The sequence below is a fragment of the Pseudomonas guangdongensis genome, assembly GCF_900105885.1.
GTDB lineage: Bacteria > Pseudomonadota > Gammaproteobacteria > Pseudomonadales > Pseudomonadaceae > Geopseudomonas > Geopseudomonas guangdongensis.
In genome coordinates this window covers 3,110,143-3,136,135 of record NZ_LT629780.1, presented here as the reverse complement: position 1 = coordinate 3,136,135, position 25,993 = coordinate 3,110,143, and the positions used below count along the sequence as shown (strand labels likewise).

General features: G+C 66.5%; 18 protein-coding genes and 3 tRNA genes. 12 read left to right on the top strand and 9 right to left on the bottom strand.

From position 1 onward, the window contains the following. Positions 1-55: 55 nt before the first annotated feature. From BLU22_RS14590 to rloA, 8 genes are all read right to left on the bottom strand, one after another. Positions 56-889, bottom strand: coding sequence for a DUF7281 domain-containing protein (locus tag BLU22_RS14590; protein WP_173867184.1), 834 nt, complete (start codon positions 887-889; stop codon positions 56-58). Continuing rightward, positions 877-2,097, bottom strand: coding sequence for a phosphoenolpyruvate carboxylase (locus BLU22_RS14585; protein ID WP_090215983.1), 1,221 nt, complete (start codon positions 2,095-2,097; stop codon positions 877-879). The genes BLU22_RS14590 and BLU22_RS14585 overlap by 13 nt, the downstream gene beginning before the upstream one ends. Then, complete coding sequence (locus tag BLU22_RS14580; protein WP_090215980.1) at positions 2,094-2,735, bottom strand: hypothetical protein; 642 nt, start codon at positions 2,733-2,735, stop codon at positions 2,094-2,096. Before BLU22_RS14580 ends, BLU22_RS14585 begins: the two co-directional genes overlap by 4 nt. After that, a complete protein-coding gene (locus tag BLU22_RS14575) occupies positions 2,736-6,410 on the bottom strand; it encodes an ATP-binding protein (RefSeq protein ID WP_090215978.1) in 3,675 nt (1,224 codons plus the stop codon). Between the two features lie 94 nt (positions 6,411-6,504). Beyond that, the gene (gene pabB, locus BLU22_RS14570) at positions 6,505-7,857 is read right to left on the bottom strand and encodes an aminodeoxychorismate synthase component I (protein WP_090215975.1); all 1,353 of its coding nucleotides are present in this window, start codon (positions 7,855-7,857) and stop codon (positions 6,505-6,507) included. Positions 7,858-7,938: 81 nt separating this feature from the next. Next, complete coding sequence (locus BLU22_RS14565) at positions 7,939-8,925, bottom strand: alpha-L-glutamate ligase-like protein (protein ID WP_090215973.1); 987 nt, start codon at positions 8,923-8,925, stop codon at positions 7,939-7,941. Positions 8,926-8,929: 4 nt separating this feature from the next. Further along, positions 8,930-10,456, bottom strand: a complete 1,527-nt coding sequence (gene rloB, locus BLU22_RS14560) for an osmotic stress tolerance membrane protein RloB (RefSeq protein ID WP_090215970.1) — start codon at positions 10,454-10,456, stop codon at positions 8,930-8,932. A 5-nt stretch (positions 10,457-10,461) separates the two neighbouring features. Beyond that, positions 10,462-11,001, bottom strand: coding sequence for a retropepsin-like aspartic peptidase RloA (gene rloA, locus BLU22_RS14555; protein ID WP_090215968.1), 540 nt, complete (start codon positions 10,999-11,001; stop codon positions 10,462-10,464). A 271-nt stretch (positions 11,002-11,272) separates the two neighbouring features. On the opposite strand from rloA, the gene BLU22_RS14550 reads away from it, so the two are divergent. The 5 genes from BLU22_RS14550 to prpF all read left to right on the top strand — a co-directional run bounded on the left by BLU22_RS14550 (position 11,273) and on the right by prpF (position 18,116). Beyond that, positions 11,273-11,995: a GntR family transcriptional regulator gene (locus BLU22_RS14550; protein ID WP_090215965.1), complete on the top strand. Its 723-nt coding sequence runs from the start codon at positions 11,273-11,275 to the stop codon at positions 11,993-11,995. After that, positions 11,992-12,900 (top strand): methylisocitrate lyase, encoded by a 909-nt coding sequence (gene prpB / locus BLU22_RS14545; RefSeq protein ID WP_090215962.1) that lies wholly within the window; start codon positions 11,992-11,994, stop codon positions 12,898-12,900. Before BLU22_RS14550 ends, prpB begins: the two co-directional genes overlap by 4 nt. Before the next feature lie 100 nt (positions 12,901-13,000). After that, entirely contained in the window at positions 13,001-14,128 is a 1,128-nt protein-coding gene (gene prpC / locus BLU22_RS14540; RefSeq protein ID WP_090215960.1) for a bifunctional 2-methylcitrate synthase/citrate synthase, read from the top strand. Between the two features lie 89 nt (positions 14,129-14,217). Then, positions 14,218-16,836, top strand: coding sequence for a Fe/S-dependent 2-methylisocitrate dehydratase AcnD (gene acnD / locus BLU22_RS14535; protein WP_090215958.1), 2,619 nt, complete (start codon positions 14,218-14,220; stop codon positions 16,834-16,836). Positions 16,837-16,937: 101 nt separating this feature from the next. Beyond that, on the top strand, positions 16,938-18,116 hold the full coding sequence (prpF, locus tag BLU22_RS14530; RefSeq protein WP_090215955.1) for a 2-methylaconitate cis-trans isomerase PrpF: 1,179 nt from the start codon (positions 16,938-16,940) through the stop codon (positions 18,114-18,116). Between the two features lie 182 nt (positions 18,117-18,298). On the opposite strand, the gene folD is transcribed toward prpF, so the two are convergent. Beyond that, on the bottom strand, positions 18,299-19,153 hold the full coding sequence (gene folD, locus BLU22_RS14525) for a bifunctional methylenetetrahydrofolate dehydrogenase/methenyltetrahydrofolate cyclohydrolase FolD (RefSeq protein WP_090215952.1): 855 nt from the start codon (positions 19,151-19,153) through the stop codon (positions 18,299-18,301). Positions 19,154-19,424: 271 nt separating this feature from the next. Here folD and BLU22_RS14520 point away from each other — a divergent pair. The 7 genes from BLU22_RS14520 to lon all read left to right on the top strand — a co-directional run bounded on the left by BLU22_RS14520 (position 19,425) and on the right by lon (position 25,951). Next, positions 19,425-19,501: transfer RNA gene (locus tag BLU22_RS14520), tRNA-Arg, on the top strand. A 31-nt stretch (positions 19,502-19,532) separates the two neighbouring features. Next, a tRNA-His gene (locus tag BLU22_RS14515) sits at positions 19,533-19,608 on the top strand. 48 nt (positions 19,609-19,656) lie between these two features. After that, a tRNA-Leu gene (locus BLU22_RS14510) sits at positions 19,657-19,741 on the top strand. Between the two features lie 242 nt (positions 19,742-19,983). Beyond that, positions 19,984-21,294, top strand: a complete 1,311-nt coding sequence (gene tig / locus BLU22_RS14505) for a trigger factor (RefSeq protein WP_090215950.1) — start codon at positions 19,984-19,986, stop codon at positions 21,292-21,294. Positions 21,295-21,386: 92 nt separating this feature from the next. Continuing rightward, positions 21,387-22,025 carry an ATP-dependent Clp endopeptidase proteolytic subunit ClpP gene (clpP, locus tag BLU22_RS14500; protein ID WP_090215948.1) on the top strand — a complete coding sequence of 213 codons (639 nt, stop codon included), beginning with the start codon at positions 21,387-21,389 and terminating at the stop codon, positions 22,023-22,025. A gap of 107 nt (positions 22,026-22,132) precedes the next feature. Next, positions 22,133-23,413 carry an ATP-dependent Clp protease ATP-binding subunit ClpX gene (gene clpX / locus BLU22_RS14495; protein ID WP_090215947.1) on the top strand — a complete coding sequence of 427 codons (1,281 nt, stop codon included), beginning with the start codon at positions 22,133-22,135 and terminating at the stop codon, positions 23,411-23,413. A 141-nt stretch (positions 23,414-23,554) separates the two neighbouring features. Then, the gene (gene lon / locus BLU22_RS14490; protein ID WP_090215944.1) at positions 23,555-25,951 is read left to right on the top strand and encodes an endopeptidase La; all 2,397 of its coding nucleotides are present in this window, start codon (positions 23,555-23,557) and stop codon (positions 25,949-25,951) included. Positions 25,952-25,993 lie beyond the last annotated feature (42 nt).

Below are 25,993 nucleotides of genomic sequence, written 5' to 3'. Positions count from 1 at the left end.
CGATGAAGACGAGGCCCGCCATGATGCGGGCCTCGTTGTTTCTGGCGGGGGCAGATCAGCGCGGCAGCAGACGCAGGCATGCGCCGAGCGCCAGCATGTGCTGCTGCTTGATGCTGCGCGCCTGCTGTTTCATCTCGTCCCAGACAGGCTGCCAGCCGCCCAGCTCGATGCCGTCCAGATGAGTGGCCTGTCTGAACTGGCGAAGGAAGTGTGTCTGGCAGCCCTTGGTCAGCAGGCGCTCGTCCAGCTCCGGCAGCAGCAACTGGCTGGCGCCCAGCGCTGCGGCGATGGCCAGCCCGGCCGGATCGTAGTCGGGGAAGGCGGTGACCGGCGTGTCGGTCGGCAGTGCGGCGAGCAGGCGCCGCGCGCCGCGGGCCAGGCCGCCGTGGCCGCGGTACAGCACCAGGCAGCCGGCCAGCTCGGCCGGGGCGTCGAAGTGCTGCCAGTCGTCGAAGCTATCGAGGTTCTCGATCACCAGCACCTGCTCGATGGCGGCGAGCTCCAGGCTGGCCAGCGGCACGCGCAGGCTCAGCTCGGGCGCGAGCGCCGGCAGCGGCGCGGGCAGGGCGCCCTTGACCAGCACGAAGCCGTGGTCGGGGCGCTGGGGCGCGACCTTGTCGTCGACGAAGCCCAGGCTGGCGGTTTCCCGGCGTGTGCCGGCGGGCGCGGCGACCAGCAGGTCGACGCCGCTGGCCTGCTCGGCGGCCTGGCGCAGGCTGCGCAGCATCGCCTCGCTGAAGTGCAGGCGCCTGCCGCGCGGCTCACCGACTTCCAGTTGCATGTGGATCTGTCGCCACAGCGGGCCGAGTTGCACGCTGCGCTCGCGGCTGCGCAGCAGGTCGTGGATCGCCTGCCAGTGGCGTGCGCCGAGCCTGGTCAGGCCAGCCACAGGCGCACGTCGCGGACGATGAAGTTGCCCGAGTACACCGGGTCCGGCTCACCGAGGGCGTCCAGCTCGAAGTGCTGCTTGTGCTCCTCCGGCAGTCCCTCGTAGCCGCCGATCACCTGGTACAGCCAGCTTTCCGCGTCCCAGGGCAGCTCCTGCCGCGTCCGCCACTCCAGCGCCGAGAGCGGCTCGCCGGACTCGATGACCTGGCAGAAGTACGCCGAGACCGCCTCGCGCAGCGGGTTGGCGGCGATCTCGAAGTCTTCCACCGCGCCGAGCAGCAGCTCGCCGGCCTCGCCCGGCGCCGGGGCCAGGCGTGCGACCGGCTGCAGGCTGCGCACCTGGGCCAGCACGGCGAGCAGCGCATCTTCCTGCAGCGGGTCGTGGACGTCGATGGCCGCCGGGGCGAGCAGCGCCGGTGCTTGGTTGAACAGCGCCGGCACCTGCAGCTGGCTGGCGTGGTTGCCGACCCGGTAGTCCGGCTGCTGCTCGATGTGCAGCAGCCAGCCCTTGAGCAGGCGGGTGCGCCCGCGGATCTGGCGGAAGCGGCCGAGCAGTTCGAGCAGACGGCCCTGAACGATGCTCAGCTCCTGGGAGCAGGCGCTGACCGTGCGCTGCAGGCTGGTGACCAGCAGGCGGCGCAGCTCGCGCAGTTCGCCGCAGGCCTCCGCCAGCTCGGCGAAGCTGATCAGCTCCAGGCCGGCGAGCAGCTCGCTGACCTGGGTCTGCGCCAGCTCGTTCTCGCGGATCTTCGCGGCCAGGCTGCCGACGTAGCCGAACTCGTTGTTGATCCGGCTCCACAGCACGCGGATGGCGTGGCCCAGGCTTTCGCCGAAGGCGTAGACGTGCTCGCGCAGGTCGGCCAGGTAGGCGTCGGCGGCGGCGTAGTCGCCCTGGTGGCGGGCTTCCTTGTAGTGGGCGGCGAGGGTCTTGAAGGTCGCCAGGGTCGAGCCGGTGTTGGCGTCGATCTGCCGGTTGCGGTCGTCCTTGAGCGCCTCCTCCAGCAGGGCGCGCACCGCGCGGCGCAGGTGCAGGTCGGCGCCGGGCTCGGGGCGGTAGAGGATGCCCTGCCTGACCAGGCGCTCCTGGACACCCGGTTCCAGCGCCTGCTCGGCGACGGCGCCGGCCAGGTAGGCGTCCATGATCGCCTCGGCATGGCTGCCCAGCTGGCGCAGGAAGCGCACCCCGGCCTGATGCAGGTTGCCGCTCATAGCAGGCTGCCCTGGCTGGCGCTGGCGGCGCGGCTTTCCAGGTCGAGGCTCTCGCTCTCGTCGATGAAGCGGATCACCTCGTAGAGGTGGTCGAGCTTGCCGGTGCCCAGGTAGATCTGCTTGTCAGGGTTGGGGCGCAGCAAGTAGCCCAGCTCGCAGAGACGCTTGAACACCTGCTTGATCTGCCCGTCGACGCTGGCGCTGGTGGAGCCGAACAGCCGGTAGTGGCTGATCCGCGCCAGCTGCTCGCGGAACGCCGGGGTGTCCTCGACGATGCTTTGCAGCTCGTTGAGGCGCAGCGCGCTGCCCTCGGTGAGCGGCGCGTCCTGGGCGCCGGCCTCCTGCACCAGCACCAGCCACTCGATCAGCGGGGTCAGCGCGGCACAGACGTCGCGGAACTGCTGGCCGAGCACCTTGCGCTCGTCCTCGCCGAGCTGGCGGTAGGCGCAGAAGAACACCTCGCCCTCGCTCTGCCCGCCGACCACCGCCACCTTGCGGTTGAGCGTGGCCAGGTAGTCGTCGACCTGCTCGCGGTTGGCCGGGGTCTTGAGGAAGCGCCAGGCGTCCTCGGCGCTGGTGCGGCAGACGAACTCGCCCTGCAGCAGGCGTTCGATGACTTGTCCCTTGGTCGAGAGCATTTACGCCACCTCTCCGGTTTTCAGGCCCTTGAGCTTCTCGGCGATCGGGTCCGGGCGCGGCCGGACCACCTGCAGCTGGCGGGTCTGCTTGTTGACGATGTAGCGGTTGGCGAACAGCGCCAGCACCTCGGAGTCCGGGTTGGGGAAGGCGCCGAGGATGCGGATGCCGTTGCTGGTGCAGGCGTCGAAGATCTTCTTCACGTTGTTGTGGTGCAGGGTGCCCAGCTCATCGATCGGCCAGTGGATCACCGCCGGCGCCGCACCGCGCAGCAGGCGGGTGAAGGCGAGCAGGAACTTGCAGAGGATCAGATAGGCCATGCCGTGGCTGGACGACTCGTTGAGCTGGCGGTCGGTGCGGATCACCAGGTCGCTGTTGCCCTCGCGCAGGCGCAGCTCGATCTCCAGCAGGCCGGCGATGCCGCCGCCGAGCGCCGAGCGACCGATGATCTCCAGGGCGCGGCGCATGCTGGCGGTGTAGTCCTCGCCGGGCAGCTCGGCAAAACCCTGGTCGCGCCAGCTCTGGAAGGCCTTGATGAAGGCTTTCAGTTCCGGCCAGAACTCCAGTTCGCCGATCCGCGAGCGGATGCGCACCGCCGACTCGGAGACGCCGTCGAGGAACAGCTCCTCGCTGACCTCGCGGGTGATCCGCGCGCTCTGCGTGCCGATCTTGCGGTCGATGTCGGCGAGCACCTCGTAGTAGGCGTTGAGTTCCAGGCCGAAGATCCGCCCCTGCTCGCGCAGGGCGGTGAGGCTCTGCGGCACCAGCACGTTGAGCAACTGCTCCAGGTGCGGCACCAGCCGGCGGTGGTCGAGGACCGGGATGCCGCGCTCGTTGTCGCGGGTGCATTCCTCGCGGCTGCGCGCCCAGGTCTCGGCCAGGCTGGAGCCGCTCTGCGCTGCGATCAGGTTGTCGAAGCGCTCGACATGGGCCTTGATCGCGGCGAGCTGCTGCTCGCGGGCCTGCAGCAGCTCCTCGCCCAGGCGCAGGCGCTCGTCCAGCTCGCCCTCGGCGAGGCTGCCCTCGCGGGGCAGCTTCAGCTCGCCGAGACGGCGCAGCAGCACCTTGAGCCGGGCCAGCGCCTCGTCGAGCTGGCCCTTGAGCTGCAGGGCTTGCTGGCGGGTGGCTTCCAGCTGGCTGCGTTCGGCCTTGTGTTCTTCACTGGCGCTCCTGAGCTGCTGCTCCAGGCGCTCGGCGCGGCTGCGGCACTCGCCCAGTTCGCCGAGCAGGCGCGGCTTGCGCTGCAGCCAGCTGTGCCGGTACCAGTCGTCGTAGCGCAGCACCTCGCTGCGGCGCTGCTCGGTGCGGGCGATGCGTTCGGCGAGGCTGCGGATCTGTTGTTTGAGGGCGACGATGGCGTCCTCGTCCATGCCGCGCTCCTTGAGTTCGGCGCGGTACCAGCGCTCGCACTCGGCCAGCTCGGCCTTGGCGCTGGCGCGCCGCGCCTCGGCCTGGCCGCGCAGTTGGGCGAGCTGCGCATCGAGGCTGCCCAGCACCTGCTGCCAGTGCGCGCTGGCTTCCAGGCGCTCCTCGCCGTGGCGGGTCTTGAGGTCGCCGTGCCAGTGCTCGCGCTCTGCGGCCAGCAGTTGCAGGGCGTGGTCGACCTCGACCAGCTGCCGGCGCGCCTGGCTGCGCCGTTCGGCGACCGCGGCGTCGAGCTGTTCCTTGCGGGCGCGGCGTTCGTCCTTGAGACGCTGGCGGTCGTCGCGGCGCTGCTGGGCGTCGCTGCGCGCCACCACCTGCTGGCGCTGCAGTTCGTCGAGTGCGGCGCTGGCCTCGATCAGCCGCGCCTCGGCCTGTTGCTGCTGGTTCTGCGCATCGTCCAGGGCGTCCCTGGCCAGTTGCAGGCGCTGGCGCAGCTCGGTTTCGCTGGCGGCGTAGTCGGGAGTGTCGAGCGCGGCGAGGTCGAGCTGTACGCCGAACAGGCTGTCCGTCGCGCCGTCCAGCAGCTGCGGCTTGAGGTCGTCGCGGTCCAGCAGGCCGGGGTGGATGACCTTGCCCAGGCGTGCTTCCCAGCCCGGCTGCTCGCGGCGCAGGAACTCCAGCAGGGTGCGCTGGCCGGGGTAGAGGATGCGCTCGATGGCGTCGAGCTGCTCCTGGCGCTCGGCCAGGCGCCGGCCGGCGAGGGTGAAGGCGCCGTGCGCGTCCTCGCGGGCGGCGCGCAGCTGGCGTTCCTGGCTGTCGAGCTGGCGCACGCGCGCCTCGCCGGCCTCGACCTTCTCGTCGGCTTCCTCCAGGCGGCGGTCGAGGATCGCCAGGGCGAGGTTTTCCTCCTCGCTGTAGCCGAGGCTGTCGGCCCGCTGCTCGATCAGGCCGCGCTGCAGCTTCAGTGCGTGGTCGCGCGCGGCAAACTCGTCGCTGCCTTGCTGGCGGCGTTCGGCGAAGACCCTGTCGAGGGCCTGCAGCGCCTCGTCCTGCTGCGCCTTGCGGGCATCGCGCTCCTCACGCAGAGCGTCCTCCTCGGCGCGCAGCTGCTCCAGCGCCGCTTCGCGCTGGTCCTTGATCGCCTGGTTGCGCTCCAGCCAGGCGCGCTCGATGTCCTGGTGCGCCTCGGTGAGCAGGCGGTGGCGGGCCTGCAGGTTGGCCTGCTCATCCTGCCAGGCGCCGAGCTGGTCGAGGTCGGCCTTGAGCTGCTCGATGTCGGCGTCCAGGTAGCTCTGGTACTGCTGCTCGATCTGCTCCAGTTCGCCGTCGATGCGCGCCAGATCGCCGCGGGCGGCCGACAGCTCCTGGTTGAGGCCGTCGCGCTGCTCGGTCCAGCGCGCCTCCAGCTGCTTGAGCTGGAAGCCGCTCTGCTCGATGGCGGCGGCGGTTTCCTCCTGGCGCTGGAACAGCCGCGGCTCGTCGGCCCGGTAGCCGAGCAGCAGGCCGGCCAGGCGCGCCTCGTGGGCCTGCAGGTCCTGGTGTTCGCGTTCGAGCTTGTGGAATTCCGGGCGGATCGCGTTGAAGCCCTGGATCAGCCGGCTGTCGCGGATCCAGTCCTCGACCCGCTGCAGGTTGAGGTGGGTGGCCGGCGGGCTGACCCCGTCCTCTTCGAGGATCGCGGCGACCATCGACTTGATGGTCTCCATCTTGCCCTCGCGCGAATGCACGGCGCGGGCCAGCTTCTCGATGTGGCGCAGCGAGTGCTCGGGCTCGCACAGCGAGAACTGCCGCGCCCAGGCGCGCAGCTGGGCGCGCTCGCCGTCGGCGGCCAGCAGGCTGCGGTCGTGCTGGATGATGGCGCGGAACTGGCGGGTGTTGAGCAGGGTGGTGACCGCCACGCCGGCCTGCTTGAACTGGCGGCCCAGCTCGGCCATGTTCAGGCAGACGATGGCATCGCCCTGGCGGCTCCTGATGTAGTCGTCCAGCTCGAAGCCCTTCTGCACCAGGCGGTAGGCGACGCCCTTACCGTCGCTGGCGGCGGCCAGCACCACCTGGCACAGCGCCTCGTCCATGCGCCGGTACTCGTAGACGATGAAGCTCTGCTCGGTGGGCAGGTACCAGCGCTCGAAGCTGTCGCGGGTGGCCGGCACCACGCGGCTTGGGTATTCGCCGTAGAACACCGGCACCAGGCGCTGCAGGGTGGTCTTGCCGGAGGCGTTGGTGCCGCAGATGTTGGTGTGGTCGTCGACCACCAGCTCGACCACGCCCGCGAGGTGGGTGTTGATCAGGATGATGCGGTTGAGACTGGGCATGGGGATCCTTCTAGGCAGCACAGCGGGAGCGCTGCGCAGTGTAGGCGGGGCGAGCGATAGGGTGTGTCGGCCAGATCGCCTTTCGCTGGGCGCGCTATCGGTCGAGGGTGGTTTCCAGGGTCTGCAGCAGCACCCGCACCTTGGTCTGCGACTCGGCGTATTCGGCCTGCCAGACCGAGTCCAGCACGATGCCGCCGCCACCCCAGCAGCTGGCGCGGCCGCCCCGGACCAGCACGGTACGTATGCAGATCGAGCTGTCCATCTCGCCGCGGCAGTCGATGTACAGCAGCGAGCCGCAGTAGATCGCGCGGCGGGTCGGCTCCAGCTCGTCGATGATCTGCATGGCGCGGATCTTCGGCGCGCCGGTGATCGAGCCGCCGGGGAAGCTGCCGGCCAGCAGGTCGAAGGCGTCGAGGCCCTCGGCCAGTTCGCCGGTCACGCTGCTCACCAGATGGTGAACGTTGGGATAGCTTTCCAGGGCGAAGAGTTCCGGTACCCGTACCGAGCCGGTGCGGCAGCTGCGCCCGATGTCGTTGCGCAGCAGGTCGACGATCATCAGGTTCTCGGCGCGGTCCTTGGCGCTGGCCAGCAGGTCGTCGGCCAGTGCGCGATCCTCGGCGGCGTCGGCGCCGCGCGGGCGGGTGCCCTTGATCGGCCGGGTTTCCACCTGACCGGCCTGCACGCTGATGAAACGCTCCGGCGACAGGCTGAGGATGGCGCCGTCCTCCAGCGCCAGGTAGCCGGCGAAGGGCGTCGGGCAGGCCTCGCGCAGCCGGGCGTAGGCGCCCCACGGCTGGCCCCGGCAGGGCGCCTGGAAGCGCTGGGCGAAGTTGACTTGGTAGCAGTCGCCGGCGCGGATGTAGTCCTGGATGCGTTCGATGGCGGCGCGGTACTGGCCGGCGTCGAGATCGGCGGCGAAGGGCGCCAGCAGGCGGAAGTCGTCTGCCGGCGGGGCGTCTGCCCCGGCCTCGAACAGGGCGATCAGCGCCGCGCGCCGTTCGGCCGGCAGGCGCGGATGGAACACCAGTTGCGAGGTTTGCCGCCGGTGGTCGGTGACCAGCGCCCAGGCGTACAGGCCGAGACGCGCGTCGGGCAGCGCCAGGTCGTCCGCGGCCTGCGCCGGCAGGCGTTCCAGCCGGCGGCCGAAGTCGTAGGCCAGGTAGCCGAGCAGGCCGCCGGTGAACGGCAGTTCGACGCCCGCCGGCGCGTCGGCACGGCCGAGTTCGGCCAGCGCCGCGCGGCAGCGGGCGAGGAAGGCGCGGCCGTCCTCGTCGGGCCGGGGCGCGAGGGTCTGCTCGGGCCAGGCGCTGAACAGTTCGAAGCGGCCGCGCTCGGCATGCGGACGGCCGCCGTCGAGCAGGCAGGCGCCGGGCGCCGCCTGAATCCGCGCGAAGCGCGGGCGCGGATCGGCGTGATAGGGCAGGGGATGCAGGGTACAGACGGACATGGCGTGGCTCGGATTGGCGCAAGCCGGAATTCTACCGCAGGGGTTCAAGCGGCGGGCGCCCGTTGCAGGCGCCCGCGGCGGTTAAAGCTCGACCGGCTTGATGTGGCCGAACAGGCTCTGCGAGAAGCGCACGCGCTCCTCCGGGCTTTCCTCGATGCCCTGTGCCTTGAGTTCCTCCAGGCGCGCCTCGACGGCGTGGGCGCGATGGGTCAGCCCGCAGTCGTTGGCGATCTGGATGTTCAGGCCGGGACGGGCGTTGAGTTCGAGGATCAAGGGGCCCTTGTCCACGTCCAGCACCATGTCCACGCCGATGTAGCCCAGACCGCACAGCTCGTAGCAGCCGGCGGCCAGTTTCATGAAGCCGTCCCAGTTGGGCAGCTGCACGCCGTCCACCGCGTTACCGGTGTCCGGGTGCTTGGTGATCTTGTTGTTCAGCCAGGTGCCGCGCAGGGTGACGCCGGTAGCCAGGTCGACGCCGACGCCGATGGCGCCCTGGTGCAGGTTGGCCTTGCCGTTGGACTGGCGGGTCGGCAGGCGCAGCATGGCCATCACCGGGTAGCCCATCAGCACGATGATGCGGATGTCCGGCACGCCCTCGTAGCTGATGCTCTTGAAGATCGGGTCCGGGGTCACCCGGTACTCGATCAGCGCGCGGTCGCGACCGCCGCCCAGCGAGTACAGGCCGGAGAGGATGCTGGACAGCTGCTGCTCGATCTCGTCGCGGCTGACGATCTTGCCCGAGACGGTCTTGAAGCGCCCCTCGAAGCGGTCGGCGATCACCAGGATGCCGTCGCCGCCGGCGCCCTGCGCCGGCTTGATGACGAAATCGTTGTGCTCGCCGATGATCTTGTCGAGGTTCTCGATCTCCTTCTCGGTGGAGATGATCCCGTACATCTCCGGCACGTGGATGCCGGCGGCGATGGCGCGCTCCTTGGTGAGGATCTTGTCGTCCACCACCGGATACAGGTGCCGCTTGTTGTACTTCAGCACGTAGTCCGCGTTGCGCCGGTTGATGCCCATGATGCCTTTGGCACTCAGGGCCTTCCAGGTTTTGATCAGGCCGAACATGGCGTCAGTCCTTGAGGAAGGCTTTGAAACGGAACAGTTCGGTCAGGCGGTAGCCGCGGTAGCGACCCATCGCCAGCATGAAGCCCACCAGGATCAGCAGCACCGCCGGGAAGGTGAAGATGAAGTAGGTCAGCTCCGGGATGCTCATCAGCAGGTGCGCCAGGGTGGCGGCGACCAGGGTGCCGACCGCGACCTTGAAGGCATGGCCACCGCCGCGCTCTTCCCAGGTGATCGACAGGCGCTCGATGGTCATGGTCAGGATCACCATCGGGAACAGCGCCACCGACAGGCCGCGCTCCAGGCCGAGCTTGTGGCTGAACAGGCTGATTACCGCGATCAGCACCACCACGAAGGTCAGCACCACCGACAGGCGTGGCAGCATCTGCAGCTTGAGGTGCTCCAGGTAGGAGCGCAGCGACAGGCCCAGCGCGGTGATGATGGTGAACAGCACGATGCCGAAGCCCAGCTGGGTCTCGCGGAAGGCCAGGGCGATCAGCACCGGGGTGAAGGTGCCGAGGGTCTGCAGGCCGCCGAGGTTGCGCAGGATCAGGATCACCAGCACGCCGATCGGGATCATGATCATGATCTGGTAGGTCTGCTGGGTCTGCAACGGCAGGCCGTACAGCGAGTATTCGAGGAAGCCCGAATCGGCCGAGGCGTCGGACTGCTTGGCCAGGCGAATGGCATTCAGCTCGCTGGTGTTGAGGGTGAAGCTGACCTGGGCCTGCTTGCCGCCGTCGACGCTAACCAGCTCGCCGTCGCCCAGCCACCAGACCAGACGGTCGCGCGGCAGGCCCTGCTGGCCGTTGTCGGGGTTGAAGTACAGCCAGTTCTGGCCGTTGAAGCTGCGCAGCCACAGCTCCGGGCTCTGGGCCTGGTTCTCGATCAGGCGAATGGTGTGGACGCGCTCCAGCGGTACGTGGGCGATGGACAACAGCAGGTCGATCACCCGGGCGCGGTTGGCCACCGAGCTGTCGCCGGCCAGCAGCAGCTTGACGTTGTCGTCATTGAGGTTGTTGACGCGCTTGATGGTCTCGCTGATGAAGGTCTCGACGTCGGCCGAGTGCTGGCGGATGGGCGCCAGCAGGGCTTCGGCGGCGATCTGCTCGGGGCCGGCGATCGGCAGGCTTTCGCGGTAGATCGCCCCCTTTTCCACGGGTTTTTCCGTGCTGTAGCGCTGGGTCAGGACCATCCGGTAGTACAGGGTCTGCTTGCCGCTGGCGCGCCGCGCCGACCAGGTAACCCGGCGGTTGCCGTCGACGTTGTTGACGCTGACGCCGTAATTGTTGGAGATGAAGCTCTCGTTGAGGCTGACGAAGTCCTGCTCCAGCGGCGGGATGTACATCTGCACTTTGACCGGATTGCGCGGGCTGGCCTGGAACTCGACCTTGGCGTCGATGTTCCAGACGTTGTCCGTTTCCGCCTCGGTGACCGGAATGCCGAGCACGAAGATCTGGTAGGCGGTGATCGCCACGCCCAGGCTCACCAATATGGCGATAAGGACTTTAAGGTGCAGGTTGAGAGAGCGCATTGGGATTACTCGTCAGCGTGTGCAACGTGGGTGCAGCTGGGCTTGCCAGCGGCGTATTTGAGACTCGGGTCGACCAGGGCGCCGAAGCGGGTGAGCGCGTCGGAGCCGATCAGCAGGGGATACTCGAAGGCGCTGCGGTCGGTCAGGTTGACTTCGATGGTGCGTCGGATGCGACCCATGCACACGTCCAGTTCGATCACCGGGCGCGCCGTGTAGGTCTTGCCTTCGTCCGGGTCGAAGTCGCCGGCGCGACGCTTGATCTTGCTGATGCGGGCCAGGGGCTTCTCGATCGGCGCGGCCTCCTGGTCGCCGAAACCCGGCGTGAAGCGTACCCAGGTCTCGCCGTTGCGTTTGAAGCGCTTGATGTTGTGCGCGCTGAGCGAGGCGGTCTTGGCGCCGGTGTCCAGTTTGGCCGCGACCAGGCTGCCAAGTTCCGCCAGGAAGACTCTTTCGTTGAGGCCGTAGACGGTTTTCTCGGCGGCCAGGGCGGCCGCGCAGGGCGGCAGCAGCAGGCTGAGTAGCAGGGCGAAGGACTGGAGTCTCATGGATCCTGAGCTTGACACGTGAACGGGGAGGGCGGGCTGGCGGACGCTGCGCCGGTTCGGCGCCGTCCGTCTGCCGCTCGGAGGCCGGCATTCTAGCATGGGCCTCGGGTGGCAGCGACAGCCGGCGCGGGGGCTGCGGGCGGTCGGGCGCGGGTGCTGTGACGGAGCTGGCAGTCATCGACGATTGTCGACAATCGTCTAATGAGGTTTGACATTCGCTGGGGTGCGGCTTAGCTTCTGGTCATCCAATTCTGCGAATGTGTCGACAATCATGAGCGAAGCCCTGGCCGAACTGCCGCTTGGCGAAAGCGAATCGGGAACCCTGTCGGATCATGTGTTCCGCTGCATGCAATCGGCCATCGTGCGTGGCGAGATCGCCCCGGGCAGCAAGATCTCCGAGCCGGAACTGGCGCGTGCCTACGGTATCAGTCGCGGCCCGCTGCGCGAGGCGATCCGTCGCCTGGAAGGCCAGCGGCTGCTGGTGCGGGTGCCCCATGCCGGTGCGCGGGTGGTGTCGCTGAGCCAGGCCGAGCTGATCGAGCTGTACGAGATCCGCGAGTCGCTGGAGGGCATGGCCTGCCGGCTGGCCGCCGAGCGCATATCCCGCGAGGAGATCGACGAGCTGCGCCGGGTGCTGGAAACCCACCAGCGCGACGAGGCCTTCCGCGCCGGCATCGGCTATTACCAGCAGGAAGGCGACTTCGACTTCCATTACCGGATCATCCAGGGCAGCGGCAACCGCACCCTCAGCAATCTGCTGTGCAACGAGCTGTACCAGCTAGTGCGCATGTACCGCATCCAGTTCTCCGCCACGCCCAACCGGCCGCACCAGGCTTTCGCCGAGCACCATCGGATTCTCGATGCGATCGCCGAGCGGGATGGCGAGCTGGCCGAACTGCTGATGCGTCGGCATATCGCCGCATCCAAGCGCAACGTCGAGCGTCACCTCCAGGACGCCTCCCCCAAGAACGCCAAGCAACGAGGTAAGTCATGACCAAGAAGACTCCCGGCCAGAAGTTCCGCGATGCGGTCGCCAACGAGCATCCGCTGCAGATCGTCGGCGCCATCACCGCCTATGCCGGCCGCATGGCCGAGGCCTCCGGCTTCCAGGCGCTGTACATCTCGGGGGGCGGCGTGGCCGCCAACTCGCTGGGCATTCCCGACCTCGGCATCAGCACCATGGAAGACGTGCTGACCGATGCCCGCCGCCTGACCGACGCCACCACCCTGCCGGTACTGGTCGACATCGACACCGGCTGGGGCGGCGCCTTCAACATCGCCCGCACCATCCGCTCGTTCGAGAAGGTCGGCGTGGCCGCCGTGCACATCGAGGACCAGGTCGGCACCAAGCGCTGCGGCCACCGTCCGGGCAAGGAAGTGGTCAGCACCGAGGAGATGGTCGACCGCATCAAGGCCGCCGTCGACGCCCGTCAGGACGACAGCTTCGTGATCATGGCGCGCACCGATGCGCTGGCCGGCGAGGGCCTGCAGGCCGCCATCGACCGCGCCTGCGCCTACGTCGAGGCCGGCGCCGACATGATCTTCCCCGAGGCGATGACCGAGCTGCCGATGTACAAGCAGTTCCGCGCCGCGGTGAACGTGCCGATCCTCGCCAACATCACCGAGTTCGGCCACACCCCGCTGTTCACCTGCGACGAGCTGGCCTCGGTCGACGTCGACATGGTGCTGTACTGCTGCGGCGCCTACCGCGCGATGAACGCCGCGGCGCTGAAGGTCTACCAGGCGATCCGCGAGCAGGGCACGCAGAAGAACGTGGTCGAGATCATGCAGACCCGTGCCGACTTGTACAAATACCTCGGCTACCACGCCTACGAGGACAAGCTCGACGAACTGTTCGCCCAGAAGAAGCAGGAAAAGATCCAGCCGCGCGAATGCTGATCCCGCGCGACTGATCCGGAGCCCCGTGAGGCTCCTCCAGGGAACCAATTGCTCTATCCGCCAACAACTTCAATAAATAGAGAAGAAGAGGAATAACGCGATGGCTGAAGGTAAAGTGCTCACCGGTGCTGGTCTGCGTGGCCAGATCGCTGGCCAGACTGCCCTGTCCACCGTCGGCAAGGCCGGCGCCGGCCTGACCTACCGCGGCTACGATGTCCGCGAGCTGGCCAAGGACTGCCTGTTCGAGGAAGTCGCCTACCTGCTGTTCTACGGCGAGCTGCCCACCCAGGCCCAGTTGGACGGCTACCTGACCCAGCTGCAGACCCAGCGCGATCTGCCCCAGGCGCTGAAGGAAGTGCTCGAGCGCATTCCGGCCAGTGCCCACCCGATGGACGTGATGCGTACCGGCTGCTCGATGCTCGGCAACCTGGAGCCCGAGGAAAGCTTCGAGCAGCAGCTCGACAAGGCCAACCGCCTGATGGCCGCCTTCCCGGCGATCATGTGCTACTGGTACCGCTTCAGCCACGAAGGCGTGCGCATCGACTGCACCAGCGACGCGCCGGACCTGGGTAGCCACTTCCTGACCCTGCTGCACGGCAAGGCACCCAGCGAGCTGCACCGCAAGGTGATGAACGTGTCGCTGATCCTCTACGCGGAGCACGAGTTCAACGCCTCGACCTTCACCGCCCGCGTCTGCGCCTCGACCCTGTCCGACCTGTTCTCCTGCATCACCGGCGCGATCGGCTCGCTGCGCGGCCCGCTGCACGGCGGCGCCAACGAGGCGGCGATGGAGATGATCGAGAAGTTCGCCACCCCCGAGGAGGCCACCGAAGGCACCCTGGCCATGCTGGCGCGCAAGGACAAGATCATGGGCTTCGGTCACGCCATCTACAGCGTCTCCGACCCGCGCAACGAGGTGATCAAGGGCTGGTCCAAGCTGCTCGCCGAGGAAGTCGGTGACACCGTGCTGTTCCCGGTCTCCGAAGCCATCGACAAGGTCATGTGGGAGCAGAAGAAGCTGTTCCCCAACGCCGACTTCTACCACGCGTCCGCCTACAACTTCATGGGCATCCCGACCAAGCTGTTCACCCCGATCTTCGTCTGCTCGCGGGTCACCGGCTGGGCGTCCCACGTGTTCGAGCAGCGCTCCAACAACCGCATCATCCGTCCGAGCGCCGAGTACATCGGCGTGGAGCAGCGCCCGGTTCCGCCGATCGCCGCACGCTGATCCCGCGCAGGGAGGCCCCTTACGAGGGGGTCTCCCTTGCGTGCTTCTCGAAGACCCTACCGATCGCCACCCGATTGAGTTCCTGCCCGATGAATACTGAATATCGCAAAGCCCTGGCCGGCACCGACCTGGACTACTTCGACACCCGCGCGGCGGTCGAGGCCATCGCGCCCGGCGCCTACGACAAGCTGCCCTACACCTCCCGCGTGCTGGCCGAGCAGCTGGTGCGCCGCTGCGAGCCGGCCATGCTGACCGACTCGCTGAAGCAGATCATCGAGCGCAAGCGTGACCTGGACTTCCCGTGGTATCCGGCCCGCGTGGTCTGCCACGACATCCTCGGTCAGACCGCGCTGGTCGACCTGGCCGGCCTGCGCGATGCGATTGCCGAGCAGGGCGGCGACCCGGCCAAGGTCAACCCGGTGGTGCCGACCCAGCTGATCGTCGACCACTCGCTGGCCGTCGAGTACGCCGGTTTCGATCCGGATGCCTTCGAGAAGAACCGTGCCGTCGAGGAGCGCCGCAACGAGGACCGCTTCCACTTCATCGAGTGGACCAAGACCGCTTTCAAGAACGTCGACGTGATTCCGGCCGGCAACGGCATCATGCACCAGATCAACCTGGAGAAGATGTCGCCGGTGATCCAGGCGCGCCCGGATGAGAACGGCAAGCGCGTGGCCTTCCCGGACACCTGCGTCGGCACCGATTCGCACACCCCGCACGTCGACGCCCTGGGCGTGATCGCCATCGGCGTCGGCGGCCTGGAAGCCGAGACCGTGATGCTCGGCCTGCCGTCGATGATGCGCCTGCCCGACATCGTCGGCGTCAAGCTGGTCGGCAAGCGTCAGCCGGGCATCACCGCCACCGACATCGTACTGGCCATCACCGAGTTTCTGCGCAAGGAGCGCGTGGTGGGCGCCTACGTCGAGTTCTTCGGCGAGGGCGCCGACAGCCTGTCGATCGGCGACCGCGCGACCATCTCCAACATGTGCCCGGAATACGGCGCCACCGCGGCGATGTTCTACATCGACCAGCAGACCATCGACTACCTCAAGCTGACCGGCCGCGAGCCGGAGCAGGTCGCCCTGGTCGAGCAGTACGCCAAGGAAACCGGCCTGTGGGCCTCCGCCCTGGAAGGCGCCGAGTACGAGCGCGTGCTCGAGTTCGACCTGTCCAGCGTGGTGCGCAACATGGCCGGCCCGAGCAACCCGCACAAGCGCCTGCCGACCTCCGCCCTGCACGAGCGCGGCATCGCCGACGAGGCCAAGCTGGCTGCCGCTAAGGCCGAAGAAGCCGAAGGCCTGCTGCCGGATGGCGCGGTGATCATCGCCGCGATCACCAGCTGCACCAACACCTCCAACCCGCGCAACGTGGTGGCCGCCGGTCTGCTGGCGAAGAAGGCCAACGAGCTGGGCCTGGTGCGCAAGCCGTGGGTGAAAAGCTCCTTCGCCCCGGGCTCCAAGGTCGCCAAGCTGTACCTCGAAGAGGCCGGCCTGCTGAGCGAGCTGGAAAAGCTCGGCTTCGGCATCGTCGCCTACGCCTGCACCACCTGCAACGGCATGTCCGGTGCGCTGGATCCGAAGATCCAGCAGGAAATCATCGACCGCGACCTGTACGCCACCGCCGTATTGAGCGGCAACCGCAACTTCGACGGCCGCATCCACCCCTATGCCAAGCAGGCCTTCCTCGCCTCGCCGCCGCTGGTGGTCGCCTACGCCATCGCCGGTACCGTGCGCTTCGACATCGAGCAGGACGTGCTGGGCACCGACAGTCAAGGCAACCCGATCACCCTCAAGGACCTGTGGCCGTCCGACGAGGAGATCGACGCCATCGTCGCCGCCTCGGTGAAGCCGGAGCAGTTCAAGCAGGTCTACATCCCGATGTTCGACCTCGGCACCATCGAGGAAGCCAAGTCGCCGCTGTACGACTGGCGGCCGATGTCCACCTACATCCGCCGTCCGCCGTACTGGGAAGGCGCGCTGGCGGGCGAGCGTACCCTCAAGGGCATGCGTCCGCTGGCGATCCTGCCGGACAACATCACCACCGACCACCTGTCGCCGTCCAACGCCATCCTGCCGGATTCGGCCGCCGGTGAGTACCTGGCCAAGATGGGCCTGCCGGAGGAGGACTTCAACTCCTACGCCACCCACCGCGGTGACCACCTGACCGCCCAGCGCGCCACCTTCGCCAACCCGCAGCTGGTCAACGAAATGGCGGTGGTCGACGGCAAGGTGCAGAAGGGTTCGCTGGCCCGCGTCGAGCCGGAAGGTCAGGTGATGCGCATGTGGGAAGCCATCGAAACCTACATGAACCGCAAGCAGAACCTGATCATCGTCGCCGGCGCCGACTACGGCCAGGGCAGCTCGCGTGACTGGGCGGCCAAGGGCGTGCGCCTGGCTGGTGTGGAAGTGATCGTCGCCGAAGGCTTCGAGCGCATCCACCGCACCAACCTGGTCGGCATGGGCGTGCTGCCGGTCGAGTTCAAGCCGGGCACCACCCGCCTGACCCTCGGCCTCGACGGCACCGAGACCTACGACATCGAAGGCGCGCTGTCGCCGCGCTGCGACCTGACCCTGGTCATTCACCACAAGAACGGTGAAGAGACCCGTGTGCCGGTCACCTGCCGTCTCGACACCGCTGCCGAAGTCAGCGTCTACCAGGCCGGCGGTGTGCTGCAGCGCTTCGCCAAGGACTTCCTCGGCCAGGCCTGATCCGGCCGCCGCTCGCTGCCCTGCGCGGCGGCGGGCGGCGCCGCGTCTTTTCTTTCCCGTGCCGCCGTCCGGCGGCGCGGTTTCATGAGGACAAGATTCCCATGGCTCACGTACCCCAGATCAAGGTTCCCGCCACCTACATCCGTGGCGGCACCAGCAAGGGCGTGTTCTTCCGCCTGCAGGACCTGCCCGAGCGCTGCCAGGTGCCCGGCGCGGCGCGCGATGCGCTGCTGATGCGGGTGATCGGCAGTCCCGATCCCTACGGCCAGCAGATCGACGGCATGGGCGGTGCGACCTCCAGCACCTCCAAGACGGTGATCGTGGCGAAGAGCGAGCAGCCGGAGCACGACGTCGACTACCTGTTCGGTCAGGTGGCGATCAACAAGGCATTCGTCGACTGGTCCGGCAACTGCGGCAACCTGACCGCGGCGGTCGGCGCCTTCGCCATCGCTGGCGGCCTGGTCGATGCCGCGCGCATCCCGCACAACGGCATCTGCACCGTACGCATCTGGCAGAAGAACATCGGCAAGACCATCATCGCCCATGTGCCGATCACCAACGGTGAGGTGCAGGAAACCGGCGACTTCGAGCTGGACGGGGTGACCTTCCCGGCCGCCGAGGTGGTCATCGAGTTCATGGATCCGGCCGACGGCGAGGGCTCGATGTTCCCCACCGGCAACGTGGTCGACGACCTGGAAGTGCCGGGCGTCGGCACCTTCAAGGCGACGATGATCAACTCCGGCATCCCGACCATCTTCGTCAACGCCGCCGACATCGGCTACACCGGCACCGAGCTGCAGAAGGACCTCAACGCCGACGCCGAGGCGCTGGCGCGCTTCGAGACCATGCGCGCCTACGGTGCGCTGAAGATGGGCCTGATCGCGGATATCGCCGAGGCCGCCGCTCGCCAGCACACGCCGAAGATCGCCTTCGTCGCGCCGGCCACCGAGTACGTGTCGTCCAGCGGCAAGACCGTGGCCGCCGGCGACATCGACTGCTGCGTGCGCGCGCTGTCGATGGGCAAGCTGCACCACGCGATGATGGGCACCGCCTCGGTGGCCATCGCCACCGCGGCCGCGGTGCCGGGCACCCTGGTCAACCTGGCCGCCGGCGGCGGCGCGCGCGAGGCGGTGACCTTCGGTCATCCGTCCGGCACCCTGCGCGTCGGTGCGGCCGCGGCGCAGGTCGACGGCGAGTGGACCGCCACCAAGGCGGTGATGAGCCGCAGCGCGCGGGTGTTGATGGAGGGCTGGGTACGCGTGCCCGGCGACGCTTTCTGACGGCGCGTACCGTCGTCGGCAGCGGTGCGGTGGCTGTGAGCGCCCGCCGCTGAGGTGGACGTGATCGCGGCGGGACAGACAGGGGAGGGCACGCGTTGCCCGCCGGTCGCGATCACCCCAAAAGGAAGAACCCCGGCATGCATGGCGTGCCGGGGTTCTTCCTTTGGGTCTGTACGGGTGGATCAGTCGTGCAACTGCTCGGCGGCGTACAGTGTGTTCTCCAGCAGGCAGGCGCGAGTCATCGGGCCGACTCCGCCGGGCACCGGGGTGATCCAGCCGGCACGGGCTGCGGCGGTGTCGAAGTCGACGTCGCCGACCAGCTTGCCGTCGGCCTGGCGGTTGATGCCTACGTCGATGACGATGGCGCCTTCCTTGATCCACTCGCCCTTGACCAGCCCCGGCTTGCCGACGGCGACCACCACGATGTCGGCCTGGCGCACATGGCTGGCCAGATCCTTGGTGAAGCGATGGGTCACGGTGGTAGTGCAGCCGGCCAGCAGCAGTTCGAGGGCCATCGGTCGGCCGACGATGTTGGAGGCGCCGACCACTACCGCGTGCAGGCCGTGCAGGTCGACGCCGGTGCTCTTCAGCAGGGTCATGATGCCTTTCGGCGTGCAGGGCTGCAGCACCGGCATGCGTTGGGCCAGGCGGCCGATGTTGAAGGGGTGGAAGCCGTCCACATCCTTGTCAGGCGCGATACGCTCCAGCAGTTGCGAGGCATCCAGGTGCGCCGGCAGCGGCAGCTGCACCAGGATGCCGTCGATGGCCGGGTCCTGGTTGAGGCTGTCGATCAGCTCCAGCAGTTGCTCCTGGGTGGTGTCGGCCTCCAGATCGTAGGCGCGGGAAATGAAGCCGACCTCTTCGCAGTCCTTGCGCTTGTGGGCGACGTACACCTGGGAGGCCGGGTCGTTGCCCACGAGAATGACTGCCAGGCCGGGAATGCGCAGGTTGTGCTGGCGGCGCTCGGTCACGCGCTGGGCAATCTGCTGGCGCAGGCTGGAGGCAATGGCTTTGCCGTCGATCAGTTGTGCGGTCATGACGCTGGGAGAACCATGAATGTCAGTGGGAAAGAGGTGGGCCATTCTCGCACGCGCTGGCGGACGGGCAAAGGCGGCAGCCGGGCAAAACCCGTGGGCGAACATATGTGTTTGAATTTTTTCAAAAAAAGGTTGACGGGGGGGTGGGGTGTGAATAACATGTGCCCCGCTTGGCGAGCAAAGCTGGATGCAAAAGCAAGCAGCAAGCTCGAAGGTTAGCCAGCTCGAAGCCTCAGGTTTCGGATCCGGCTAAGGGGTTGTCGCCACAAACGCGCCCGTAGCTCAGCTGGATAGAGCATCCGCCTTCTAAGCGGATGGTCGCAGGTTCGAGTCCTGCCGGGTGCGCCATTGGGGTGCTTGGCTCAAGCAATGCAATATGGTGGGCGTAGCTCAGTTGGTAGAGCACAGGATTGTGGCTCCTGGTGTCGTGGGTTCGATTCCCATCGTCCACCCCATATTCCGAAGCGCCAGGCATAGCCTGGCGTTTTCGTTTTTGCCCGCGTGCGGACGTGGTGGAATTGGTAGACACGCTGGATTTAGGTTCCAGTGCCGCAAGGTGTAAGAGTTCGAGTCTCTTCGTCCGCACCATCTCTCCCCTCGCAGGGGTCTCAGGTTTTTCCTTATATACAGGTTGCGCATTTCGTTGCATCGCTGCGCAATGATGTGCCGTTTCGGTCGGTTTTGTCGCTTGGCCCGCTCGGGCATCTGCCTGTATTGCCCCGGCTTTTCTGTCGAGTCGCAGGGTGACTTCTTTTTATTCTCCCACTAGAATGCATCCCCTATTTATGGGGCCGGCAGGACCGGCTTTGCCTGTGCAACGAGGATTATCCATGCAAGTTTCTGTTGAAACCACCTCCTCCATCGAGCGTCGCATGACCGTTGGCGTGCCTGCCGAGCGTATCGAGACCGAAGTCAACAAGCGTCTTCAGCAGACCGCTCGTCGCGCCAAGATCCCAGGCTTCCGTCCGGGCAAGGTGCCGATGAACATCATCCGCCAGCGCTACGAAGATTCCGCTCGTCAGGAAGTACTGGGCGACCTGATCCAGTCCTCCTTCTATGAGGCTGTGGTGCAGGAGAAGCTGAATCCGGCCGGCGCTCCCTCCGTCGAGCCCAAGGCGTTCGAAAAGGGTCAGGCCCTGGAGTACGTGGCTACCTTCGAAGTCTTCCCCGAGTTCGAAGTGACTGGTCTTGAGTCGATTGCCGTCGAGCGCCTGCAGGCCGAGGTGACCGGCGCCGATGTCGACAACATGCTGGACATCCTGCGCAAGCAGAACACCCGCTTCGAAGTCGTCGAGCGTGCTGCCGAGAATGGCGATCAGCTGAACATCGATTTCGTCGGCACCGTCGATGGCGAAGTCTTCGCCGGTGGTAGCGCCAAGGGCACCCCGCTGGTGCTGGGTTCCGGTCGCATGATCCCTGGTTTCGAAGAAGGTCTGGTCGGCGCCAAGGCTGGCGAAGAGCGCGTACTCAGCGTGACCTTCCCCGAGGACTATCAGAACCTCGATCTGGCCGGCAAGGCTGCCGAGTTCGCCGTGACCGTCAACAGCGTTGCGGCTCCGCAGCTGCCGGAGTTGAACGACGACTTCTTCGCACTGTTCGGGGTCAAGGAAGGCGGTCTGGAAGGCTTCCGCGCCGAAGTGCGCAAGAACATGGAGCGCGAGCTGCGCCAGGCCATCAAGTCCAAGGTCAAGAGCCAGGTGATGGATGGCCTGCTGGCCGCCAACAGCGTCGAAGTGCCGAAGGCCTTGGTCGGCAACGAAGTGAACCGTCTGCGCGTGCAGGCTGTCCAGCAGTTCGGTGGCAGCATCGACCCGCAGCAGCTGCCGGCCGAGCTGTTCGAAGAGCAGGCCAAGCGTCGTGTGCAGCTGGGGCTGCTGGTGGCCGAAGTGGTCAAGCAGTTCGAGATCAAGGCCGACGAAGAGCGCGTGCGTGCGCTGATCGAGGAGATGGCGGCGGCCTACCAGGAGCCCGAGCAGGTCGTGGCCTGGTACTACAAGAACGCCCAGCAGCTGGACGAAGTGCGTTCGGTTGTTCTGGAAGAGCAAGTCGTGGATACTGTCCTGCAGAAGGCCAACGTCACCGACAAGCAGGTCTCCTACGAAGAAGCGGTCAAGCCGGCACAAGCTCCGCAAGCCGAGTAAGTCTCCCGCACTGGTAAGAGCCCCCATAAGCCAGCCTCAGCGCTGGCTTATGTGTCTGTACGACATGACTATTTAGGGAGTGAGCGCAGGACATGTTCCGCAATTCTTTTGAGTCGCAGTTCGACGTGCAGGCCGCCGGCGGTCTGGTGCCCATGGTGGTCGAGCAGTCGGCGCGCGGCGAGCGTGCCTACGACATCTATTCGCGCCTGCTCAAAGAGCGGGTGATTTTCCTGGTCGGTCCGGTCGAGGACTACATGGCCAACCTGGTGGTTGCGCAGCTGCTGTTCCTTGAGGCGGAAAACCCCGACAAGGACATCCATCTGTACATCAACTCGCCGGGTGGTTCGGTGACCGCCGGCATGTCGATCTACGACACCATGCAGTTCATCAAGCCGGACGTGTCGACCATCTGCATCGGCCAGGCCTGCAGCATGGGCGCCCTGCTGCTGGCCGGCGGCGCCGCGGGCAAGCGCTACTGTCTGCCGCATTCGCGGATGATGATCCACCAGCCGCTCGGCGGCTTCCAGGGGCAGGCCTCGGACATCGAGATCCATGCCCGCGAGATACTCACCATCCGCGAGCGCCTCAATCGCATCCTGGCCGACCACACCGGCCAGCCGATCGACGTGATCGCCCGCGATACCGACCGCGACAACTTCATGAGCGGCGATGAGGCCGTCAAGTACGGCCTCATCGACCAGGTGCTGAATAAGCGCCAGCTGTCCGCCTGACCACCCCCGCGTGACTCCGGCCGGCGCTTGCCGGCCGTTTCGCAGGCTTGAAAAAGCCTGTGAATGCCTCCATCTTGTGTTCATGCCTACCGGATTGGATTGATCGAATGACTGACACCCGCAACGGCGAGGATAACGGCAAGCTGCTTTACTGCTCCTTCTGCGGCAAGAGCCAGCATGAAGTGCGCAAGTTGATTGCCGGCCCCTCCGTTTTCATCTGCGACGAGTGCGTCGACCTGTGCAACGACATCATCCGCGAGGAGGTGCAGGAGGCCCAGGCCGAGAGCAGTGCCAACAAGTTGCCGGCACCTAAGGAAATCAGCAGTATCCTGGACCAGTACGTGATCGGCCAGGAGCGTGCGAAGAAGGTGCTGGCGGTCGCGGTGTACAACCACTACAAGCGTCTCAGCCAGAAAGAGAAGAAGGATGATGTCGAACTCGGCAAGAGCAACATCCTGCTGATCGGGCCGACCGGCTCGGGCAAGACCTTGCTCGCCGAAACCCTGGCGCGTCTGCTCAATGTACCCTTCACCATCGCCGATGCCACCACTCTCACCGAGGCGGGCTATGTCGGCGAGGATGTCGAGAACATCATCCAGAAGCTGCTGCAGAAGTGCGACTACGATGTCGAGAAGGCCCAGATGGGTATCGTCTACATCGACGAGATCGACAAGATTTCCCGCAAGTCGGACAATCCCTCAATCACCCGCGACGTATCGGGCGAGGGTGTGCAGCAGGCCCTGCTCAAGCTGATCGAAGGCACCGTGGCTTCGGTTCCGCCTCAGGGTGGGCGCAAGCACCCGCAGCAGGAATTCCTGCAGGTCGACACCCGCAACATCCTGTTCATCTGTGGTGGTGCTTTCTCCGGTCTGGAGAAGGTCATCCAGAACCGCTCCACCAAGGGTGGTATCGGCTTCAATGCCGAGGTGCGCAGCAAGGAAGCCGGCAAGAAGGTCGGCGAGTCCCTGCGCGAGGTTGAGCCGGACGATCTGGTCAAGTTCGGCCTGATCCCCGAATTCGTCGGCCGCCTGCCGGTGATCGCTACCCTCGAGGAACTCGACGAGGCGGCGCTGATGCAGATCCTCACCGAGCCGAAGAATGCGCTGACCAAGCAGTATGCGCGTCTGTTCGAGATGGAAGGCGTCGAGCTGGAGTTCCGTGCTGACGCCCTGCATGCGGTGGCCCGCAAGGCGCTGGAGCGCAAGACCGGCGCGCGCGGTCTGCGTTCGATCCTCGAAGGCATCCTGCTCGACACCATGTACGAGATCCCCTCGTCCGCTGACGTCGGCAAGGTGGTGATCGACGAGAGCGTCATCGAAGGCACCTCCAAGCCGCTGTTGATCTATCAGGGCGGTGAGCAGCCGGCCAAGGCTGCACCCGAGGCATGAGCGATAACAAGGGGGCCTGCGGGCCCCTTTGTTGCTTCTGTGCCTGGCCCCCCCGCTTGTTTTTTCCCTGCCCGGCCCCCATCTTGAAGGCATGTTCAACGCCCGGATCTTCCGCTGTCGGGCTAATCAAGAGTTGAAAGCATGAAGACAGTCGTCGAGTTGCCCCTTCTGCCGCTGCGCGATGTGGTGGTCTATCCGCACATGGTTATCCCCCTCTTCGTAGGGCGCGAGAAGTCCATCGAGGCGCTCGAGGCAGCCATGAGTGCCGACAAGCAGATCCTGCTGGTGGCGCAGAAGAATCCGGCCGACGACGATCCGGCCGCAGACGCGCTCTACCGGATGGGCACAGTGGCCAGCGTGCTGCAGCTGCTCAAGCTGCCCGACGGTACCGTCAAGGTGCTGGTCGAGGGCGAGCAGCGCGGTGAGGTCGAGCGCTTCTTCGAGGCGCCGGGGCATCTGCGCGCCGAGGTGATGCCGCTTGCCGATGAAGAAGTGGCCGAGCGCGAGGCCAAGGTGTTCTGCCGCAGCCTGCTCAGCCAGTTCGAGCAGTATGTGCAGTTGGGCAAGAAGGTGCCGTCCGAGGTACTGACCTCGCTGAGCGGTATCGACGATCCCGCGCGGCTGGTCGACAGCATGGCCGCGCACATGGCCCTGCGGATCGAGCAGAAGCAGGAAATCCTCGAAATCACCGCGCTGGCCGCGCGGGTCGAGCATGTGCTGGGTCTGCTGGATGCCGAGATCGACCTGCTGCAGGTGGAGAAGCGCATTCGCGGACGGGTCAAGAAGCAGATGGAGCGCAGCCAGCGCGAGTACTATCTGAACGAGCAGATGAAGGCCATCCAGAAGGAGCTGGGCGACGGCGAGGAGGGACTCAGCGAGGTCGATGAGCTGAAGAAACGCATCGACAACGCCGGGATGAGCAAGGAGGCGCTGGCCAAGGCCAATGCCGAACTGAACAAGCTCAAGCAGATGTCGCCGATGTCCGCCGAGGCGAGCGTGGTGCGCTCCTATATCGAGTGGTTGACCAACGTGCCGTGGCAGGCCGAGAGCAAGGTGCGCCTGGACCTGGCGCGCGCCGAGGAAGTTCTCGATACCGACCACTACGGCCTGGAGGAGGTCAAGGAGCGGATCCTCGAATTCCTCGCCGTGCAGAAGCGGGTCAAGAAGCTCAAGGGACCGGTGCTCTGCCTGGTTGGCCCGCCCGGCGTGGGCAAGACCTCGCTGGCCGAGTCGATCGCCCGTGCCACCAATCGCAAGTACGTGCGCATGGCGCTCGGCGGGGTGCGTGACGAGGCGGAAATCCGCGGTCACCGGCGCACCTATATCGGCTCGATGCCGGGCCGGCTGATCCAGCGCATGACCAAGGTCGGCGTGCGCAACCCGCTGTTCCTGCTCGACGAGATCGACAAGCTGGGCAGCGACATGCGCGGCGATCCGGCCTCGGCGCTGCTGGAGGTGCTCGATCCCGAGCAGAACCACAATTTCAACGATCACTACCTGGAGGTCGACTACGACCTGTCCAACGTGATGTTCATCTGCACCGCCAACTCGATGAACATTCCGGCGCCGCTGCTCGACCGCATGGAAGTGATCCGTCTGCCCGGCTACACCGAGGACGAGAAGGTCAATATCGCCACCCGCTACCTGGTGCCCAAGCAGGCCGAAGCCAACGGGGTGAAGAAGGGCGAGCTGACCTTCGAGGAAGCCGCGCTGCGCGACATCATTCGTTTCTATACGCGTGAAGCCGGGGTGCGCAGCCTGGAGCGGCAGATCGCCAAGGTCTGCCGCAAGGCGGTCAAGGAACATGCCGCGGCCAAGCGCTTCGCCGTGACCGTGAGTGCCGACAACCTGGAGCATTATCTGGGAGTGAAGAAGTTCCGCTACGGCCTGGCCGAGCTGCAGGATCAGGTGGGGCAAGTGACCGGCCTGGCCTGGACCCAGGTGGGCGGCGAGCTGCTGACCATCGAGGCGGTCGCCGTGCCCGGCAAGGGCCAGATGATCAAGACCGGCTCGCTGGGCGACGTGATGGGCGAATCGATCACCGCGGCGCTGACCGTGGTGCGCAGCCGTGCGCGCAGCCTGGGCGTAGCTCCCGACTTCCACGAGAAGCGCGACATCCATATCCACGTGCCCGAAGGGGCGACGCCCAAGGACGGTCCGAGCGCCGGTATCGGCATGTGCACCGCGCTGGTATCCGCGCTGACCGGTATTCCGGTGCGCGCCGATGTGGCAATGACCGGCGAGATCACCCTGCGCGGTCAGGTGCTGGCCATTGGCGGTCTCAAGGAGAAGTTGCTGGCGGCGCATCGCGGCGGCATCCGCACGGTGATCATTCCCGAGGAGAATGTCCGCGATCTCAAGGAAATCCCCGACAACATCAAGCAGGAACTGCAGATCAAGCCGGTCAAGTGGATTGACGAGGTCCTGCAGATTGCGCTGCAATACAAGCCTGAACCCTTGTCCGACGCGGCTGCCGAGCTGGTTGCCAAAGACGACAAGCGTGATGCCGATTCCCAGGAAAGAATCAGTACGCACTGAGAGTTGGGCTTCCTTGACACTCTTTTCGGGCCCTTGATATAA